Origin of the sequence: Bacteroides sp. OM05-10AA (genome assembly GCF_003439055.1) — a bacterium.
Lineage (GTDB): Bacteria > Bacteroidota > Bacteroidia > Bacteroidales > Bacteroidaceae > Bacteroides > Bacteroides intestinigallinarum.
This window is the reverse complement of record NZ_QSUR01000007.1, coordinates 72,074-88,381: the sequence shown is the minus strand read 5'-3', so window position 1 is coordinate 88,381 and position 16,308 is coordinate 72,074. Positions and strand designations below refer to the sequence as shown.

General features: G+C 40.2%; 18 protein-coding genes. 12 read left to right on the top strand and 6 right to left on the bottom strand.

Annotated elements, in window-relative coordinates:
* Window positions 1-66: 66 nt before the first annotated feature.
* Entirely contained in the window at window positions 67-243 is a 177-nt protein-coding gene (locus tag DXB58_RS27895; protein WP_167511779.1) for a hypothetical protein, read from the bottom strand.
* 141 nt (window positions 244-384) lie between these two features.
* On the bottom strand, window positions 385-831 hold the full coding sequence (locus tag DXB58_RS07360; RefSeq protein WP_004299328.1) for a MarR family winged helix-turn-helix transcriptional regulator: 447 nt from the start codon (window positions 829-831) through the stop codon (window positions 385-387).
* Window positions 832-991: 160 nt separating this feature from the next.
* On the opposite strand from DXB58_RS07360, the gene rpsF reads away from it, so the two are divergent.
* The 8 genes from rpsF to DXB58_RS07320 all read left to right on the top strand — a co-directional run bounded on the left by rpsF (window position 992) and on the right by DXB58_RS07320 (window position 8,626).
* Window positions 992-1,336 carry a 30S ribosomal protein S6 gene (gene rpsF, locus DXB58_RS07355; RefSeq protein ID WP_004306610.1) on the top strand — a complete coding sequence of 115 codons (345 nt, stop codon included), beginning with the start codon at window positions 992-994 and terminating at the stop codon, window positions 1,334-1,336.
* A gap of 2 nt (window positions 1,337-1,338) precedes the next feature.
* Window positions 1,339-1,611 (top strand): 30S ribosomal protein S18, encoded by a 273-nt coding sequence (rpsR, locus tag DXB58_RS07350; RefSeq protein WP_002562536.1) that lies wholly within the window; start codon window positions 1,339-1,341, stop codon window positions 1,609-1,611.
* A gap of 14 nt (window positions 1,612-1,625) precedes the next feature.
* Window positions 1,626-2,069: a 50S ribosomal protein L9 gene (gene rplI / locus DXB58_RS07345; protein WP_004299330.1), complete on the top strand. Its 444-nt coding sequence runs from the start codon at window positions 1,626-1,628 to the stop codon at window positions 2,067-2,069.
* Between the two features lie 81 nt (window positions 2,070-2,150).
* A complete protein-coding gene (locus DXB58_RS07340; RefSeq protein WP_117934263.1) occupies window positions 2,151-3,815 on the top strand; it encodes a DUF6377 domain-containing protein in 1,665 nt (554 codons plus the stop codon).
* A gap of 238 nt (window positions 3,816-4,053) precedes the next feature.
* Entirely contained in the window at window positions 4,054-5,166 is a 1,113-nt protein-coding gene (locus tag DXB58_RS07335) for a Gfo/Idh/MocA family protein (RefSeq protein ID WP_117934261.1), read from the top strand.
* A 12-nt stretch (window positions 5,167-5,178) separates the two neighbouring features.
* Window positions 5,179-6,666, top strand: a complete 1,488-nt coding sequence (locus DXB58_RS07330; protein WP_074559144.1) for a Gfo/Idh/MocA family oxidoreductase — start codon at window positions 5,179-5,181, stop codon at window positions 6,664-6,666.
* A 38-nt stretch (window positions 6,667-6,704) separates the two neighbouring features.
* The gene (locus tag DXB58_RS07325; protein ID WP_004299334.1) at window positions 6,705-7,571 is read left to right on the top strand and encodes a DUF1080 domain-containing protein; all 867 of its coding nucleotides are present in this window, start codon (window positions 6,705-6,707) and stop codon (window positions 7,569-7,571) included.
* 146 nt (window positions 7,572-7,717) lie between these two features.
* Window positions 7,718-8,626, top strand: a complete 909-nt coding sequence (locus tag DXB58_RS07320; protein ID WP_117934259.1) for a sugar phosphate isomerase/epimerase — start codon at window positions 7,718-7,720, stop codon at window positions 8,624-8,626.
* A gap of 89 nt (window positions 8,627-8,715) precedes the next feature.
* Here the strand turns inward: DXB58_RS07320 and DXB58_RS07315 are convergent, their stop codons facing one another.
* Together DXB58_RS07315 and DXB58_RS07305 are read right to left on the bottom strand one after the other, a co-directional pair.
* Window positions 8,716-8,931: a hypothetical protein gene (locus DXB58_RS07315; RefSeq protein ID WP_117934257.1), complete on the bottom strand. Its 216-nt coding sequence runs from the start codon at window positions 8,929-8,931 to the stop codon at window positions 8,716-8,718.
* Window positions 8,932-9,090: 159 nt separating this feature from the next.
* A complete protein-coding gene (locus DXB58_RS07305; RefSeq protein ID WP_117934253.1) occupies window positions 9,091-10,764 on the bottom strand; it encodes a long-chain fatty acid--CoA ligase in 1,674 nt (557 codons plus the stop codon).
* 110 nt (window positions 10,765-10,874) lie between these two features.
* Between DXB58_RS07305 and mtaB the strand changes: the two genes are divergently transcribed.
* Genes mtaB through DXB58_RS07285 form a run of 4 tightly spaced genes read left to right on the top strand, consistent with a single transcriptional unit; the run spans window position 10,875 to window position 14,673 of the window.
* Window positions 10,875-12,194, top strand: a complete 1,320-nt coding sequence (gene mtaB, locus DXB58_RS07300) for a tRNA (N(6)-L-threonylcarbamoyladenosine(37)-C(2))-methylthiotransferase MtaB (protein WP_117934251.1) — start codon at window positions 10,875-10,877, stop codon at window positions 12,192-12,194.
* A gap of 2 nt (window positions 12,195-12,196) precedes the next feature.
* Window positions 12,197-13,120 carry a lysophospholipid acyltransferase family protein gene (locus DXB58_RS07295; RefSeq protein WP_122136391.1) on the top strand — a complete coding sequence of 308 codons (924 nt, stop codon included), beginning with the start codon at window positions 12,197-12,199 and terminating at the stop codon, window positions 13,118-13,120.
* Entirely contained in the window at window positions 13,117-14,145 is a 1,029-nt protein-coding gene (locus DXB58_RS07290) for a glycosyltransferase family 2 protein (protein ID WP_122136390.1), read from the top strand. The genes DXB58_RS07295 and DXB58_RS07290 overlap by 4 nt, the downstream gene beginning before the upstream one ends.
* A 3-nt stretch (window positions 14,146-14,148) precedes the next feature.
* The gene (locus DXB58_RS07285) at window positions 14,149-14,673 is read left to right on the top strand and encodes a methylglyoxal synthase (protein ID WP_004326210.1); all 525 of its coding nucleotides are present in this window, start codon (window positions 14,149-14,151) and stop codon (window positions 14,671-14,673) included.
* Between the two features lie 131 nt (window positions 14,674-14,804).
* Here the strand turns inward: DXB58_RS07285 and folB are convergent, their stop codons facing one another.
* Window positions 14,805-15,176 (bottom strand): dihydroneopterin aldolase, encoded by a 372-nt coding sequence (gene folB, locus DXB58_RS07280; protein ID WP_004326209.1) that lies wholly within the window; start codon window positions 15,174-15,176, stop codon window positions 14,805-14,807.
* Window positions 15,160-16,212 (bottom strand): acyltransferase family protein, encoded by a 1,053-nt coding sequence (locus DXB58_RS07275; protein ID WP_122136389.1) that lies wholly within the window; start codon window positions 16,210-16,212, stop codon window positions 15,160-15,162. Before DXB58_RS07275 ends, folB begins: the two co-directional genes overlap by 17 nt.
* Window positions 16,213-16,308: the final 96 nt, after the last annotated feature.

The window sequence follows — 16,308 nt, the reverse complement described above, 5'->3', positions numbered from 1 at the left end:
GATGACTACAAATAAAAAATCCCGGAAGCATTCGTTTCCGGGATTTTTTATTGATTTTCAGCGAAATTAATCAGCGATTTTCTTATTAATAATAATATAAGAAATGAGTCCCAGTACTACAAGTACTACTGAAGTACCCAGGATGGCGTTGTTGTTTACATTTCCCGTAAAGGAACAAGCCAACAGGATGACTACTCCGGCCAAGATTAATATCAATCCTAAGTTCTTTAATAAGCCTTTCATGCGTGTGTATTTTTAATAGATTATAATATTCCAGTCACAAATTAAAGCATAATTCTTTAACGGGCGAAATTATTTGGATAAAAATTCCATTATAAATGCACGATTTAGTGGATTTTATGATTTTAAGATCTGTTCTTCTGCTTAATCTTTCGTATTATAGAATACCTTTTTCAGTACCTCCTGGCCAATGCTCAATTCGTCGAGGGTGATGCCATGAAGAGCCTCTTTCAGAGTCTGGCCGGCAATGACGCGCGCTTTTTCTTCCAGTTCTTTTCCATCTTTAGTCAGGTGGATCAAATTGGTACGGCGGTCTTTTTTATCGGAAATGCGCACAACAAGATGCTGCCGTTCCATATTGTCTATCAAACGGGTCATGCTGGGTTTGTCTTTAAAAGTTGCATTACACAACTCTTGTTGTGTAACACCGTCTTTTTCCCACAGAAAAATGAGTACCGTCCATTGCTCCGGACTGATTTCCAGTCCGTTCTGACGAAAGTTACGGTACAGTTTACGGTTGATTGCCGCGGAAACTTTGCCATTTAGTATGGCGAATATAAGCCGGATATCGAAATTAAATTGCTCTATCATGAAATTATTGTTTAAACAACTTTGCAAAGGTAAGTCACTTCCCGGATAAATCCTATCTTCGGATACAAAAAAAGATTAAATATTTGTAGTTCAAAATAAAATGTCTAACTTTGCACCCGCATTTAAAATCAAATAATTTATTTATTTAATTAAACGAAGTATGAATCAATACGAAACCGTTTTCATTTTAACTCCCGTTTTGTCTGATGTTCAGATGAAGGAAGCGGTAGAAAAATTCAAAGGCGTTCTTCAAGCTGAAGGTGCTGAGATTATCAATGAAGAAAACTGGGGACTGAAGAAATTGGCTTACCCAATTCAGAAGAAGTCTACAGGTTTTTACCAACTGATTGAGTTCAATGCAGATCCTACTGTAATTGACAAGCTGGAACTTAATTTCCGTCGTGATGAACGCGTAATCCGTTTCTTGACTTTCAAGATGGATAAGTATGCTGCTGAATACGCTGCAAAAAGAAGAAGTGTTAAATCAAACAAAAAGGAGGATTAATCATGGCACAACAAGTTCAATCAGAAATCAGATATTTGACTCCGCCGTCAGTAGATGTTAAGAAGAAAAAATACTGCCGTTTCAAAAAGAGTGGTATTAGGTATATCGACTACAAAGATCCTGAATTCTTGAAGAAATTCTTGAATGAACAAGGAAAAATCCTTCCGCGTCGTATTACAGGTACTTCTTTGAAGTTCCAACGTCGTATCGCGCAGGCTGTGAAGAGAGCTCGTCACTTGGCATTGCTGCCTTATGTAACTGACATGATGAAATAAGAAGGAGGAAAAGTATGGAAATTATATTGAAAGAAGACGTAGTAAACTTGGGTTATAAGAACGATATCGTAAACGTGAAATCCGGATACGGTCGTAATTATCTGATCCCGACTGGAAAAGCTGTCATCGCTTCTCCTTCTGCAAAGAAAATGTTGGCTGAAGAACTGAAACAGCGCGCTCACAAACTTGAGAAAATCAAGAAAGATGCTGAGGCTATGGCTGCTAAGTTGGAAGGCGTTTCTTTGACTATTGCAACTAAAGTTAGCTCAACCGGTACTATCTTCGGTTCTGTTGGTAACATCCAGATCGCTGAGGCTTTGTCTAAGCTGGGTCATGAAGTTGACAGAAAGATCATCGTTGTAAAAGACGCTGTGAAAGAAGTTGGTAGCTATAAGGCTATTGTTAAGCTTCACAAGGAAGTTTCGGTAGAAATTCCTTTCGAAGTAGTTGCTGAATAAGAGCAAATTTACTTCATATACAAAAAGCGATTTGTTCTGAATGGATGAATCGCTTTTTTTGTTATCTTTGCTATTACTATTATGAAATTCAACTGTTGTTTTCTGAAGAAGAGGTTTTTGCTTCTGCTGATTGCTTTGGGAATTGGCAGTGTCCTTTATGCGAATGATGAGTTGAAGCTATTGACGGATTCTTTGCGTAGAGTGATAGATGAGAAGCATGTCTATGTTCAAAAGAAAGAGGAGAGGATAAACCGGATAAAATGTATGTTGAAAAGTCCCGGTTTGACTCTTGAAGGGGAGTATAGAATCAATTTACGGTTATATAGCGAGTATAAAAAGTTTCATATTGATTCGGCCATTCATTATGTTGATCGTAATATCGAGATTTCCCACCAGTTGAATAAACCTTATTTTACCAATCAGTCGTCTTTAAATCTTAGTCTTTTGTATTCGATGTGCGGCAGGTTCCGCGAAGCCGAGATTCTTTTGAAAAGTATAAAGACTTCAGAACTCCCCAAAGATTTATTAATAGACTATTATCAGACTTACTCCAGTTTCTGGGGGCATTACTCCATTTCTGTTGCCAACAATCTGTATGGAAAGCAACAATCTGCTTATCAGGATTCACTGTTTGCTCTCATAGATCATACTTCTTGGGATTACCGGATGTCACAAGCTTCTTATTATATCTGGCGTGATACCTTAAAATCGAAGGAAATTTTTAAGGAATTGTTGGATATTGAGGAGGTAGGAACGCCTAATTATGCCATGATTACTCATTCGTATTCCAGGTTATGCCACCATCAGAAGAAATATGATGAGGAAAAAAAATATCTGATGTTGTCGGCGATTGCCGATACCCGGAATGCAACACGTGAAAATGCCTCTCTTCAATCTCTTGCATTGATACAATACGAAGAAAAGAATCTGGCCGATGCTTTTAAGTTTACACAGTCTGCTATTGATGATGTAATTTCTTCCGGCATTCATTTCCGTGCAATCGAAATCTATAAATTCAATTCTATTATCAATACTGCCTATCAGGCGGAACAGGCTAAATCGAGATCGCATCTGACTACTTTTCTTATTTCTACAAGCGTTATCCTTTTCCTTTTGATTCTGCTCGTTGTTTTTATCTATATTCAGATGAAGAAAACGTTGAAAATAAAGCAGGCATTGGCACAAAGTAATGAAGAACTTCTGCGGCTGAACAATAAACTGAATAGTATGAACAGCCAGTTGAATGACACCAATAATCAGTTGTATGAAATTAATGGTATAAAGGAATATTATATAGCCGAATTTTTCGATGTGTGCTTTAGCTATATCCACAAAATGGAGAAATTCCAGAATATGTTGTATAAAATAGCTATTAATAAGTACTATGACGAGTTGATTAAGAAACTAAAGTCGTCCGCGCTTATTGATGAAGAGCTTAGTGCATTGTATGCCCGTTTCGATAAGGTCTTTTTAGGTTTGTATCCTACTTTTGTTTCAGATTTTAATGCTTTATTGAAAGATGAAGAGAAGATTATTTTAAAACCGGATGCTTTATTGAATAGGGAACTTCGTATTTATGCTTTATTACGTTTGGGTATTACGGATAGTGGGAAGATAGCGAACTTCCTCCGGTGCTCTACAAGTACGGTTTATAATTATCGTACGAAGATGAGAAATAAAGCTGCTGTCGACAGAGATGAATTTGAGAACGAAATTATGAAAATTAGTTCAACTCAAGAGACATAATTATCATTTTACTGCTGACCCCCTTTCCAAATCATCTACATTTTTGGGATATACTTAAAGCGTTAAGTGTTTGATTAATAGGGAGAAATACTAATTTGCTATCTACATAAAGTAGTGTAAGTCAAATAAGCCGTTATTTATTTGGCTAGATTTGCAATATCAGTTTTTTACTCATCAGCTTGATGGTGAAAATTGATACTTTATCTATTATTTGTACTTAAATTCACTATGTTTTATTATGAACACGCAATCTTCAGTAGACACGAGAATTAAAGTTGGAATTATCGGTTTCGGTAGAATGGGAAGATTCTATTGGGAAGCGATGACAAAAAGTGGGCGATGGAATATTGCTTATATTTGCGATACCGATCCGGAATCACGTCAATTGGCTAAGAAGTTATCTCCTGAATCTCTTATAGTAGAAGATAATCAAAAAGTTTTTGAGGATGAAAGTGTACAGGTAGTCGGTCTTTTCACTTTGGCCGACTCGCGGATGGAACAAATAGAAAAAGCTATTCGCTACGGCAAACACATTATTTCAGAAAAACCGATTGCAGATACCATGGAAAATGAGTGGAAGGTCGTGGAAATGACAGAAAATACCAACCTCATTTCTGCGGTAAACTTGTATCTGCGGAATTCCTGGTACCATAATCTAATGAAAGAGTATATCGAGCAGGGAGAGATTGGAGAACTGGCTATTATCCGTATTTGCCACATGACTCCCGGCTTGGCACCGGGCGAAGGGCATGAGTATGAGGGGCCGGCTTTCCATGATTGTGGAATGCACTATGTCGATATTACCCGTTGGTATGCAGGCTGTGATTATAGAACATGGAATGCCCAGGGAGTGAATATGTGGAATTATAAAGATCCTTGGTGGGTACAATGTCACGGAACTTTCCAAAATGGTGTAGTCTTTGATATTACTCAGGGCTTTGTTTATGGACAATTATCTAAAGACCAGACACATAATTCGTATGTGGATATTATAGGTACAAAAGGAGTTGTGCGTATGACGCATGATTTCAATACCGCTGTTGTCGATCTACACGGTGTCAATCAGACCATTCGTGTGGAGAAGCCTTTCGGTGGCAAGAATATAGACGTGTTGTGTGACCTGTTTGCTGATTCGGTAGAAACCGGAAAGCGCAGTTCCCGCTTACCGTCCATGCGCGATTCGGCCATTGCATCCGAATATGCGTGGACATTCTTGAAAGACACACGCAAACACGATTTGCCCGCTATTGGTAATTTGCGCACTCTGGAGCAAATACGCGAGCGAAGAAGAAACATGAAAAATGGATATGGATTGTTGCATGGCAACCTTCCAAAGATTATTAACCCTTAAATAAATAAAATCATGTCAAACATTTCGAGGAGAAAGTTTCTCAAAACGGGGGCTGCTGCTTTAGCAGGCATTACTATTGCTCCCAGTACTATTTTAGGTATGAGCCACGGGCATATTTCGCCTACTGACAAACTAAATCTTGCAGCCGTGGGTATTGGTGGTATGGGACATGCCAATATTAATCACGTAAAGGGCACTGAAAATATTGTGGCTCTTTGTGATGTGGATTGGAAGTATGCAAAAGGTGTGTTCGACGAATTCCCCAAGGCTAAAAAATACTGGGACTATCGTAAGATGTATGAGGAAATGGGTAAATCTATCGACGGTGTGATTATTGCAACTGCCGATCATACTCATGCTATCATCACTGCTGATGCAATGACAATGGGAAAACACGTGTACTGTCAGAAGCCGTTGACCCACTCTGTTTATGAATCTCGTTTATTGACAAATTTAGCTGCTTCAACAGGTGTTGTTACTCAGATGGGTAATCAGGGTTCATCGGACGAAGGTACGGATTTGGTATGCGAATGGATTTGGAATGGTGAAATCGGTGATATAACTAAGGTGGAATGTGCAACAGACCGTCCTATTTGGCCGCAAGGATTGAATGTTCCTGAAGGTGTAGACCGTATTCCTAGTACATTGAATTGGGATTTGTTTACAGGTCCTGCTAAAATGAATCCTTACAATGCTATTTATCATCCTTGGAACTGGCGTGGATGGTGGGATTATGGAACAGGTGCATTAGGTGATATGGCTTGCCATATTTTGCATCAGCCGTTTAGAGCATTGAAATTGCAATATCCTACCAAAGTGGAAGGATCATCTACTTTATTGTTGAATGCTTGTGCTCCGCAGGCACAGCATGTGAAAATGATTTTCCCTGCTCGTGAAAATATGCCGAAAGTAGCTATGCCTGAAGTGGAAGTACATTGGTACGATGGCGGTATGATGCCTGAACGTCCGAAAGGATTCCCGGAAGGAAAACAACTGATGCAGAGTGGTGGTGGTTTGACTATTTTCCACGGAACGAAAGATACTTTGATTTGCGGATGTTATGGACAGAATCCTTGGTTGCTTTCTGGTCGTAAACCAAATGCGCCAAAGGTTTGCCGTCGTGTTCCCAATGCTATGAACGGTGGTCACGAAATGGACTGGGTACGTGCATGTAAAGAAAATAAATCTAACCGTATCATGACTAAGTCTGATTTCTCAGAAGCCGGACCAATGAATGAAATGGTAGCAATGGGTGTATTGGCTATTCGTTTGCAAGCGCTGAATAAGACTCTTGAATGGGATGGAGCTAACATGTGCTTTACGAATATCGGTGATAACGAAACGATCCGTACCGTTATCAAAGACGGATTCAAGATTCATGATGGTCATCCGACATTTGACAAGACATGGACTGATCCGATTAATGCGAAACAGTTTGCTGCTGAATTAGTGAAACATACTTATCGTGACGGCTGGAGACTGCCTGATATGCCGAGATAAATTAGAAATTAAAGATAAAAAATTAAATCGTTATTATCATGAAAAAAGTATTTTATCCATTAGCTTGTTGTTGTCTTGCTGCAGGAGTTTTTGCTTCTTGCGGTGGTCAGAAAAAAGCAAATGCTCAGGAAGAACCGAGCAAAGTTGCATTGTCTTACTCTAAATCATTGAAAGCACCGGAAACTGATAGTTTGAATCTGCCTGTTGACGAAAATGGTTATATCACAATCTTTGATGGTGAAACATTTAACGGATGGCGTGGTTATGGAAAAGACCGTGTTCCTACTAAATGGACAATCGAAGATGGCTGTATTAAATTCAACGGTTCTGGCGGCGGTGAAGCTCAAGACGGTGATGGTGGTGACTTGATCTTTGCTCACAAATTTAAAAACTTCGAGTTGGAATTGGAATGGAAGGTTGCTAAAGGTAGCAATTCAGGTATTCTGTATTTAGCTCAGGAAGTTACTTCTAAAGACAAAGATGGTAATGATGTGCTTGAACCTATTTATATTTCCGCACCTGAATATCAGATCCTGGATAATGCCAATCATCCGGATGCTAAATTGGGTAAAGATAACAATCGTCAGTCGGCTTCTTTGTATGACATGATTCCGGCAGTTCCTCAAAACTCTAAACCGTTTGGCGAATGGAACAAGGCTAAGATTATGGTTTATAAAGGTACAGTGGTTCACGGACAAAACGATGAAAACGTACTTGAATATCATTTGTGGACAAAACAATGGACTGATATGTTGCAGGCAAGTAAGTTCAGCGAAGATAAATGGCCTTTGGCATTTGAATTGCTGAATAACTGTGGTGGCGAAAATCACGAAGGTTTCATCGGTTTGCAAGATCACGGTGATGATGTTTGGTTCCGCAACATCCGCGTGAAGGTTTTGGACTAATCAAATAGCAATAAAAGGGCACTGGTTACACGTATTTCACGTTTTTTTGAATGGCGATTGCCATAGAGTAACCGTGAAGTCTGTGTAATCCGTGCCTGTTTTTTTCTATATAAATCTAATAATTGTAATCCCCTGATATCTATTATATGAAAACAAAAATTTATTTATGTGCGTTGGCTGCTCTTTTCATGATTCCACAGGCAATGACAGCGCAAACAAAGAAGAAAGCTAAAAAAGAAGTAGCTATTCAACTCTATTCTGTCAGAGATATATTGAATAAAGTAGACAATAAAGATGGTAAGTGTGACCCCACTTATACTGCTCTTCTGAAGAAATTGGCAAACATGGGATATACCGGTGTTGAAGCTGCCAATTATAACAACGGTAAATTTTATGACCGGACTCCTCAACAATTTAAGAAAGATGTAGAATCGGCTGGATTAAAAGTCTTGTCTTCACACTGTACGCGTGGACTGTCGAAAGAAGAACTTGCTTCCGGTGACTATTCGAAATCACTTGAATGGTGGGATCAGTGTATTGCCGATCATAAAGCTGCCGGTATGAAATATATTGTAGCTCCGTGGATGGATGTACCTAAGACGCTCAAGGATTTGGATACGTATTGTGCATATTATAATGAGATAGGCAAGCGTTGTAAACAACAAGGTCTGTCGTTTGGATATCATAATCACGCTCATGAATTTCAGAAAGTAGAAGATAAAGTGATGTATGATTATATGCTGGAACATACGAATCCTGAATATGTCTTCTTCCAGATGGACCTTTATTGGGTAGTTCGCGGACAAAACAGTCCTGTTGATTATTTTAATAAATATCCCGGCCGCTTCAAGATATTCCATGTTAAGGATCACAGAGAGATCGGACAAAGTGGAATGGTAGGTTTTGACGCTATCTTTAAGAATGCAAAAACTGCAGGTGTTAACTATCTCGTTGCTGAAATCGAGGGTTATAGTATGCCGGTAGAAGAAAGTGTGGAAGTGAGCTTGGATTATTTGTTGGATGCTCCTTTTGTGAAGAGTTCATACGCTAAATAGCGTGTGAATTGCTAAAATAAAGGCATAAAAAAAAGTCTGTGCATGCTTTCGCATGGCAGACTTTCAATTCTCTCTAAGTTGTGTCTGAATTATTCAGCTACAATTGCAGTGCTATCAGCATTCAAAGAATCTGCTGCGGCTGCTGCTGCTTGTTCAGCTTCAAGAGCTGCTGCTTCTACTGCTGCGATTGAGTCAGCGATACGGATAGAATCTGCAGTTGCTTTTGCTGCGTCAGCTGCTTTGTTACCACATGATGCGAATGATACTGCTACGATAGCTACGGCCATCAAAACTAATTTTTTCATTTTCTTTGCTTTTTAAAAACGTAATACAATCAATTGCTTTATTAAAACGTTGCAAAGGTATGTACTTTTTCAATACGTTGTTCTCGAAACACCAACTTTTTTTATATTTTTTTTTGTAACTAGCCACTTTTCTCCCTCTTTCGTATGTTTTAGAACATGCTAATCGACAGCAATACTGTTATATAGGTATCTTTTTATGCTTCTTTTGGGAGTTTTTTCAAATTCCGTAGGATAAAGTTGGATTCTGCTGATTTTTTCATAAGCGGCTACATTGCTGTTCAGATTCTTAAGATTTTCATCCATGATTGTTTTTAGGTTATTCGGATTGTTTAATCCGAGAGAATCCAACGCTTCATAATCGGCATAAACGAGTGCTACTAATTTTTTGTTGCGCTCGATAACGAGACTTTCAAGAATGAAAGGCAGGTTATTCAGTTTTGTTTCCAACTCTTCGGGGAAGATGTTCTGTCCGCTTGAACTTAAGATCATGGTTTTGAGCCGTCCCCGGATGAAAATATTCCCGCTGTTGTCCATGCTACCGAGGTCACCCGTGCGTAGCCAGCCGTCTTGTGTGAATACTTCCTCTGTTGCTTCCTGGTTCTTGTAATATCCTACCATCACGTTCTCCCCCCGGACCTGGATTTCTCCGGTTTCTGCTTCAGGGTTTTCTTTATAGATACGTGCTTCCATTATATCCAGAATCTTTCCGGAAGAGCCTAGTACAAATTCATCCCAAGGGGCATAACTGATTAGTGGTCCACATTCCGTCATACCGTAACCTATAGTAAAAGGGAATTTTATTTTGTAGAAGAATTCTTCTACTTCCTTGTCCATAGCGGCGCCGCCGATAATGATTTCCTTAAACCGACCTCCCAGTGCATCAATCAGTCTTTTGCGTATCTGGTTGTAGATCTGTGTGTCGAGTAGCGGAATATTGAGTGCCCACTTCATACCTTTTTTATTAATGAGTGGCTGGATGATATTCTTATATATCTTTTCGATCACTAGCGGGACAGTAATAATAAGGTTGGGTTTCACTTCCTCAAAAGCCTTCATTATAATCTTCGGAGAAGGAGTTTTACCAAGCAGAGTGACATGGGTGCCGACAGCGGTTGCAGTCAGAAAGTCGAACGCACAGCCGTATGCATGAGCGAGTGGGAGGAAAGAGAGTACTTTGTCTCCCTTTTTAAGAAGTTCGGTGCGGATACCAAAAGTGACATTTCCTGCCAGATTGTTCCCTGTCAACATCACTCCTTTACTGAAACCGGTGGTTCCGGAAGTATAGTTTAATAGCATCACTTTATCATTGGATAAAGTGGTATATTGAACATCTTCACGGGCAAATCCTTTCGGATATAAAGAATGCATTTCTTTATCGGTATTTTTCAGAAACTTCTGTATGGTTTCTCCGTCACGCTGATAAAGACACCGGAAATCGGTCAGTGAGAATACGCCTCGCAGTCCCGTTAGTTTTTCCTCTTCCAGATTGTCCCAAATGCTGTCGCTGGTGAACAGAAATACGGATTCGGAATGATTGACGATATGATGAACATCGTTGGGCGTAAAGTCTTGAAGGATGGGAACAATGATTGCTCCATACGTGATGGTTGCCATATAGGCGATGCACCAGTGAGCGTTGTTTTTGCCGATAACTGAAATCTTATCTCCTCTGCGGAGGCTACAATGTTTGAATAACAGATGTAAACGGGCGATTTTTTCAGCTACCTCCCCATAAGTATATTGGGTATCTTCTCCATAATCAGTGTAACAAGGTAGATCCCAATTTTCACGAAAACTATTTTCGTATAGTTTAATGAAATTCTCTTTAATCATTGCACGTTTTTTAGTGAATTGTGCAAAAATAAGAATAAACTTTCGTATCCAAAAGCGTTTTACTAATAATAATGTGTAACTTTGCAAAGTTAATGTGTTTATAACAGCTTATGATAGATACCACTGTATTTCAAAATAAGACAGCCGTTTATTATACTTTAGGCTGCAAATTAAATTTTTCAGAGACTTCAACTATTGGTAAAATTCTGCGTGAGGCAGGAGTTCGGACTGCGCGTAAAGGAGAGAAAGCAGATATCTGTGTGGTAAATACCTGTTCGGTGACGGAGATGGCGGATAAGAAATGCCGGCAAGCGATTCATCGTCTGGTAAAACAACACCCTGGTGCTTTTGTGGTAGTGACCGGATGTTATGCGCAATTGAAGCCCGGCGATGTGGCAAAGATAGATGGAGTGGACGTAGTGTTGGGAGCGGAACAGAAAGGAGAATTGCTTCAATATCTGGGCGACCTCCAAAAGCATGAAAAAGGAGAGGCTATCACTACGACGACCAAAGATATCCGTTCATTCTCTCCCTCGTGTTCACGGGGAGACCGTACCCGTTTCTTTTTGAAGGTGCAGGATGGATGCGATTATTTTTGTTCTTATTGCACGATTCCTTTTGCCCGGGGGCGAAGTCGTAACGGGACTATTGCTTCCATGGTTGAGCAGGCCCGTCAAGCGGCTGCCGAGGGAGGAAAAGAAATTGTTCTGACCGGAGTGAATATTGGAGATTTTGGTAAAACAACAGGAGAGAGCTTTTTTGATTTGGTAAAAGCACTGGATCAGGTAGATGGAATCGAACGTTATCGGATATCTTCTATAGAACCTAATCTGTTGACTGATGAGATCATTGAATTTGTATCTCGCTCCCGTAGTTTTATGCCTCATTTCCATATCCCTTTGCAGTCCGGTTGTGATGAGGTTTTGCAATTAATGCGCCGCCGTTATGACACAGCTCTTTTTGCTTCGAAAGTGAAGAAGATCAAAGAGGTGATGCCGGATGCTTTTATCGGTGTGGATGTGATTGTGGGAACCCGTGGAGAAACGCCGGAGTATTTCGAACGAGCTTATCAGTTTATTGAGAGTTTGAATGTGACACAGTTGCATGTGTTTAGTTATTCCGAACGTCCCGGAACGCAGGCCTTAAAAATAGAATATGTGGTTTCTCCGGAAGAGAAACATCAGCGTAGCCAACGTTTATTGACACTGTCGGACCAAAAAACGCAGGCCTTTTATGCTCGTCATATTGGGCAGACAATGCCGGTGCTGATGGAAAAATCAAAGGCAGGTGCTCCGATGCATGGATTTACGGAGAACTATATACGTGTAGAGGTGGAAAGCGATGATTCACTGGATAATAGGGTGGTCAATGTGTGTTTGGGAGATTTTAATGAAGAGATGACAGCACTTAAAGGTACAATTCTGATATAAGTATGGGATCAAAACTTATCTACTGGTTGGTATATAGTGGGATGTGGTTGTTTTCGGCACTTCCGTTCCGGGTTTTGTATATGTTCTCGGATTTGAATTATCTGTTGATGTATCATATTGGAAAATATCGCCGGAAAGTAGTTCGGGGGAACCTGTTGAGATCATTTCCGGAAAAAACTGATGCAGAGAGATTGCAGATAGAGCGCAAATTCTATCGCTATCTGTCGGATTATATGCTTGAGGATTTGAAACTGTTGCATATGTCTGCCGAAGAGCTTTGTGTGAGAATGACTTATAAGAATACGGAACAATATCTGGAACTGACCGAAAAGTACGGAGGTATTATTGTGATGATTCCTCATTATGCCAATTATGAATGGTTGATTGGCATGGGTGCAATCATGAAACCCGGAGATGTTCCTGTGCAGGTTTATAAACCGTTGAGAAATCAATATCTGGATAAACTTTTTAAACGTATCCGCTCTCGTTTCGGAGGATATAATATTCCCAAACATTCTACTGCACGCGAAATTATTAAGTTGAAGCGTGATGGGAAAAAGATGGTAGTTGGTCTGATTACCGACCAATGGCCCAGCGGATTTGATAGATATTGGACTACTTTTTTAGGGCAGGAGACTGCTTTTCTGAATGGTGCCGAGCGCATTGCCAAAATGATGAATTTTCCTGTTTTCTATTGCGAACTTAGTAAGAGACGCAGAGGATATTGTGAAGCGGAATTCAAACTAATGACGGAGACGCCGAAAGAAACAAAGGAAGGAGAAATTACTGAAATGTTTGCTCATCAATTGGAGCAGACGATTCGTAGAGAACCGGCATACTGGTTGTGGTCTCATAAACGCTGGAAATTAACCAGAGAGGAAGCTGAACAACAGGAAGAATTGAACAAGAAGAAAGAACAGCAATGAAAGTTTCAGTTGTAATCTTGAATTGGAACGGATGTGATATGCTCCGTACTTTTCTTCCGTCTGTTGTCCGCTATTCGAAAGGAGAGGGGCTAGAGGTTTGTGTGGCTGATAATGGTTCTACGGACGATTCTGTGGCTTTGCTTCAACAGGAATTTCCTTCTGTCAGGACGATTGTGCTCGATCAGAATTATGGTTTTGCAGACGGATACAATTTGGCATTACAGCAGGTAGATGCAGAATATGTAGTGCTTTTGAATTCGGATGTCGAGGTGACGGAGCATTGGCTGGAACCAATGGTTGCTTATCTGGATGCTCACCCGGAGGTGGCTGCCTGTCAGCCGAAGATACGTAGCCAGCGACAAAAAGAATATTTCGAATATGCCGGGGCAGCCGGTGGTTTTATTGATAAATACGGTTATCCTTTCTGTCGGGGACGTATAATGGGCGTTGTGGAGAAAGATGAAGGTCAGTACGATACAGTAATTCCTGTTTTCTGGGCGACAGGAGCCGCCCTGTTTATCCGACGCGCTGATTATATGAATGCCGGAGGATTGGATGGATGTTTTTTTGCACACATGGAGGAAATAGATTTGTGCTGGCGACTCCGTTCACGAGGACGTGAGATTGTTTGTGTGCCTCAAAGTGTTGTCTATCATGTGGGGGGAGCTACTCTTAAAAAAGAGAATCCTCATAAGACTTTTCTTAATTTCCGTAATAATCTTGTCATGCTCTATAAGAATCTTCCACAGGAGGAGTTAAATAAAGTGATGCGTATCCGGGCCTGTCTCGATTATGTGGCAGCGTTTAATTTCTTGTTGCAAGGACATTGGGACAATGCTCGTGCCGTCATGCGTGCACGGAAAGAGTACCAACAGCTACGTCCTTCATTTTCTTTATCCCGTGAAGAGAATATGAGAAAAAAAACTTTGAATCCGATACCTGAACGGACAAAAAGTAGTATCTTGTGGCAGTTTTATGCGAGAGGATGCAAAAGATTCTCTCAATTGTCGGATTTAAAAGGATAGCAAATGAAAGCAAAGGTTAGAAGAGGCATCGGGCTGGTAGCGCATGATGCAATGAAAAAAGACCTCATCGAATGGGTACTGTGGAACTCGGAACTGTTGATGGGAAATAAATTCTATTGTACCGGTACTACCGGTACTTTGATATTGGAAGCATTAAAAGAGAAGCACCCTGATGAAGAATGGGACTTTACGATTTTAAAATCAGGTCCGCTGGGTGGTGACCAACAAATGGGATCACGTATTGTGGATGGACAGATTGACTATCTGTTTTTCTTCACTGACCCTATGACATTGCAACCGCATGATACGGATGTGAAAGCATTAACCCGCTTGGCTGGTGTAGAAAATATTGTTTTTTGCTGTAATCGTTCTACGGCGGATCATATTATTTCCAGTCCGTTATTTATGGATCCTGACTATGAGCGCATTCATCCGGACTATTCCAGTTATACGAAACGTTTCCAGGATAAACCTGTGGTGACGGAGGCTGTAGAATCAGTAAATAGAAGAAAAAAGAAGAGAAAATAAGCCGGTAGTTTACGGCTGTGAAAATAGAAGCAGATCTTGCTTAAAAAAGGAATGCAGATGATACGGATTACTTTATTAATATCGTATTATCTGCATTTCGTCATTTATGTTTCATTTCCAACTGTGATATCTTATTTCCTGCTGCAGTGTAGCTCAATTCCTGCGGACTCTATATCTGCTCCCATCGGTGGGTTTCGTTTGGAAAGCCGGAGCTCGATTTCTTCAATACAGGGGAATTGGTCAAAGAGTTTTTGTATAATCCGTCCGCTAACGTGTTCCAGCAATTTTGAGGGAACAGCCATTTCATTTTTTATCACCTGATGTACTTCGGCGTAGTTGACGGTGTCGGCAACTTCGTCTGTCCGGGTAGCTTTGCTGATGTCCACTTTCAGTTTCAGGTCAATGATATATTCATTTCCAATCAGATTTTCTTGCGGTGCAACTCCATGATAGGCGTAACAACGAATTTCTTTCAAAAGAATATAGCTACTGTTTATCTTCATATACTGTCTTTTTAATGTGATCTTGTTTGACTTTTAACAGGTCTTTCTGTGCAACCATTTGTGGAATCACTTTTAGAAAGACGGGGGTGAGCAGAATGCAGATGCTTAGTGTTATAAGCAAAAGTACACTTGCCTGTGCCCAACTATTGTGAATATAACGGCTGACCAATGGACCTAAAAAATGAAGTATCGGTCCATGAATACTCAAGGTGATGATCGAATATCGCCCTAAGTAAGAGATAACCTTTATTTTCTTCACTTTTTTGCAAAGTAACATAATCATAAATATTCCTGCAAATGCAGCGATGTATACTTGAAAAATATTTCCCGCATAGTTGTTGGTGCGCATACCCAATGTGGTAGCGGTAAAGTACATGACTACCAGTGCCAACAGAATGAAAACCGGGATCAACTTGTCGAAACGATGACTGGGATACAGAAAAAAGTTATACCGCCGAATCCAGAAACCGGCTACATAGAAAGGGAGGGCGGTCATGGAAACATCTATATACAAAGGCAACTCTATCTGTAACTTTCCGAGATAAAATCCTGTGCAACCAATCAGGAGTGTGACAGCAAACATGATAGGCAGGTGTTTCTCACGCAGAAAGTGGATCAGATAAAACAGGATATTGCAGTTGAATAGTGCAAGTAGAAACCAAATCGGAGGATTGAACTTGATAAGGTCATGTCCATGAAACACTACCAGGAGCTCATTCCATGATACAGGCAGTTGAAATACCCCGGGTGCTATTTTCCAAACGATATATTTCATTAGAAATGCGCTTAGATAGAAGAAAAGAAAAGGGATAATCAACTTGTTTATTTTCCGTAGGATAAATCCGAACAAGCCTTCGTATGATTTGAAAAATACTCCGGAGATAAAGAAATAAAGCGGCATGCGAAAACAGGAGAGCATGGAATTGGTATCCAGCTGTTCGAAGGCTCCTCCAACGTGCGCTATTACTACAAGGATGATGCAGACTCCTTTGGTTAAGTCCACGAAATCAATACGTCTGCTTTGGTTGCCTTCCATTATCTCTTTTCAATTTCACTTTTTCGGCGCAAAGATACTTCATAAATTGGAATAAAAAGAGGAAGATTGAAAAAATAAACGAATGATACGCAAAGC

Bases quoted from the DNA above. Each gene is read 5' to 3' on its own strand.
- DXB58_RS07320 (WP_117934259.1), top strand. From the start codon at position 7,718: ATGAAAACAAAAATTTATTTATGTGCGTTGGCTGCTCTTTTCATGATT.
- DXB58_RS07315 (WP_117934257.1), bottom strand. From the start codon at position 8,931: ATGAAAAAATTAGTTTTGATGGCCGTAGCTATCGTAGCAGTATCATTC.
- DXB58_RS07340 (WP_117934263.1), top strand. From the start codon at position 2,151: ATGAAATTCAACTGTTGTTTTCTGAAGAAGAGGTTTTTGCTTCTGCTG.
- DXB58_RS07330 (WP_074559144.1), top strand. From the start codon at position 5,179: ATGTCAAACATTTCGAGGAGAAAGTTTCTCAAAACGGGGGCTGCTGCT.
- DXB58_RS27895 (WP_167511779.1), bottom strand. From the start codon at position 243: ATGAAAGGCTTATTAAAGAACTTAGGATTGATATTAATCTTGGCCGGA.
- DXB58_RS07360 (WP_004299328.1), bottom strand. From the start codon at position 831: ATGATAGAGCAATTTAATTTCGATATCCGGCTTATATTCGCCATACTA.
- DXB58_RS07285 (WP_004326210.1), top strand. From the start codon at position 14,149: ATGAAAGCAAAGGTTAGAAGAGGCATCGGGCTGGTAGCGCATGATGCA.
- DXB58_RS07290 (WP_122136390.1), top strand. From the start codon at position 13,117: ATGAAAGTTTCAGTTGTAATCTTGAATTGGAACGGATGTGATATGCTC.
- DXB58_RS07325 (WP_004299334.1), top strand. From the start codon at position 6,705: ATGAAAAAAGTATTTTATCCATTAGCTTGTTGTTGTCTTGCTGCAGGA.
- DXB58_RS07305 (WP_117934253.1), bottom strand. From the start codon at position 10,764: ATGATTAAAGAGAATTTCATTAAACTATACGAAAATAGTTTTCGTGAA.
- mtaB (WP_117934251.1), top strand. From the start codon at position 10,875: ATGATAGATACCACTGTATTTCAAAATAAGACAGCCGTTTATTATACT.
- DXB58_RS07275 (WP_122136389.1), bottom strand. From the start codon at position 16,212: ATGGAAGGCAACCAAAGCAGACGTATTGATTTCGTGGACTTAACCAAA.
- folB (WP_004326209.1), bottom strand. From the start codon at position 15,176: ATGAAGATAAACAGTAGCTATATTCTTTTGAAAGAAATTCGTTGTTAC.
- rpsR (WP_002562536.1), top strand. From the start codon at position 1,339: ATGGCACAACAAGTTCAATCAGAAATCAGATATTTGACTCCGCCGTCA.
- DXB58_RS07335 (WP_117934261.1), top strand. From the start codon at position 4,054: ATGAACACGCAATCTTCAGTAGACACGAGAATTAAAGTTGGAATTATC.
- rplI (WP_004299330.1), top strand. From the start codon at position 1,626: ATGGAAATTATATTGAAAGAAGACGTAGTAAACTTGGGTTATAAGAAC.
- rpsF (WP_004306610.1), top strand. From the start codon at position 992: ATGAATCAATACGAAACCGTTTTCATTTTAACTCCCGTTTTGTCTGAT.
- DXB58_RS07295 (WP_122136391.1), top strand. From the start codon at position 12,197: ATGGGATCAAAACTTATCTACTGGTTGGTATATAGTGGGATGTGGTTG.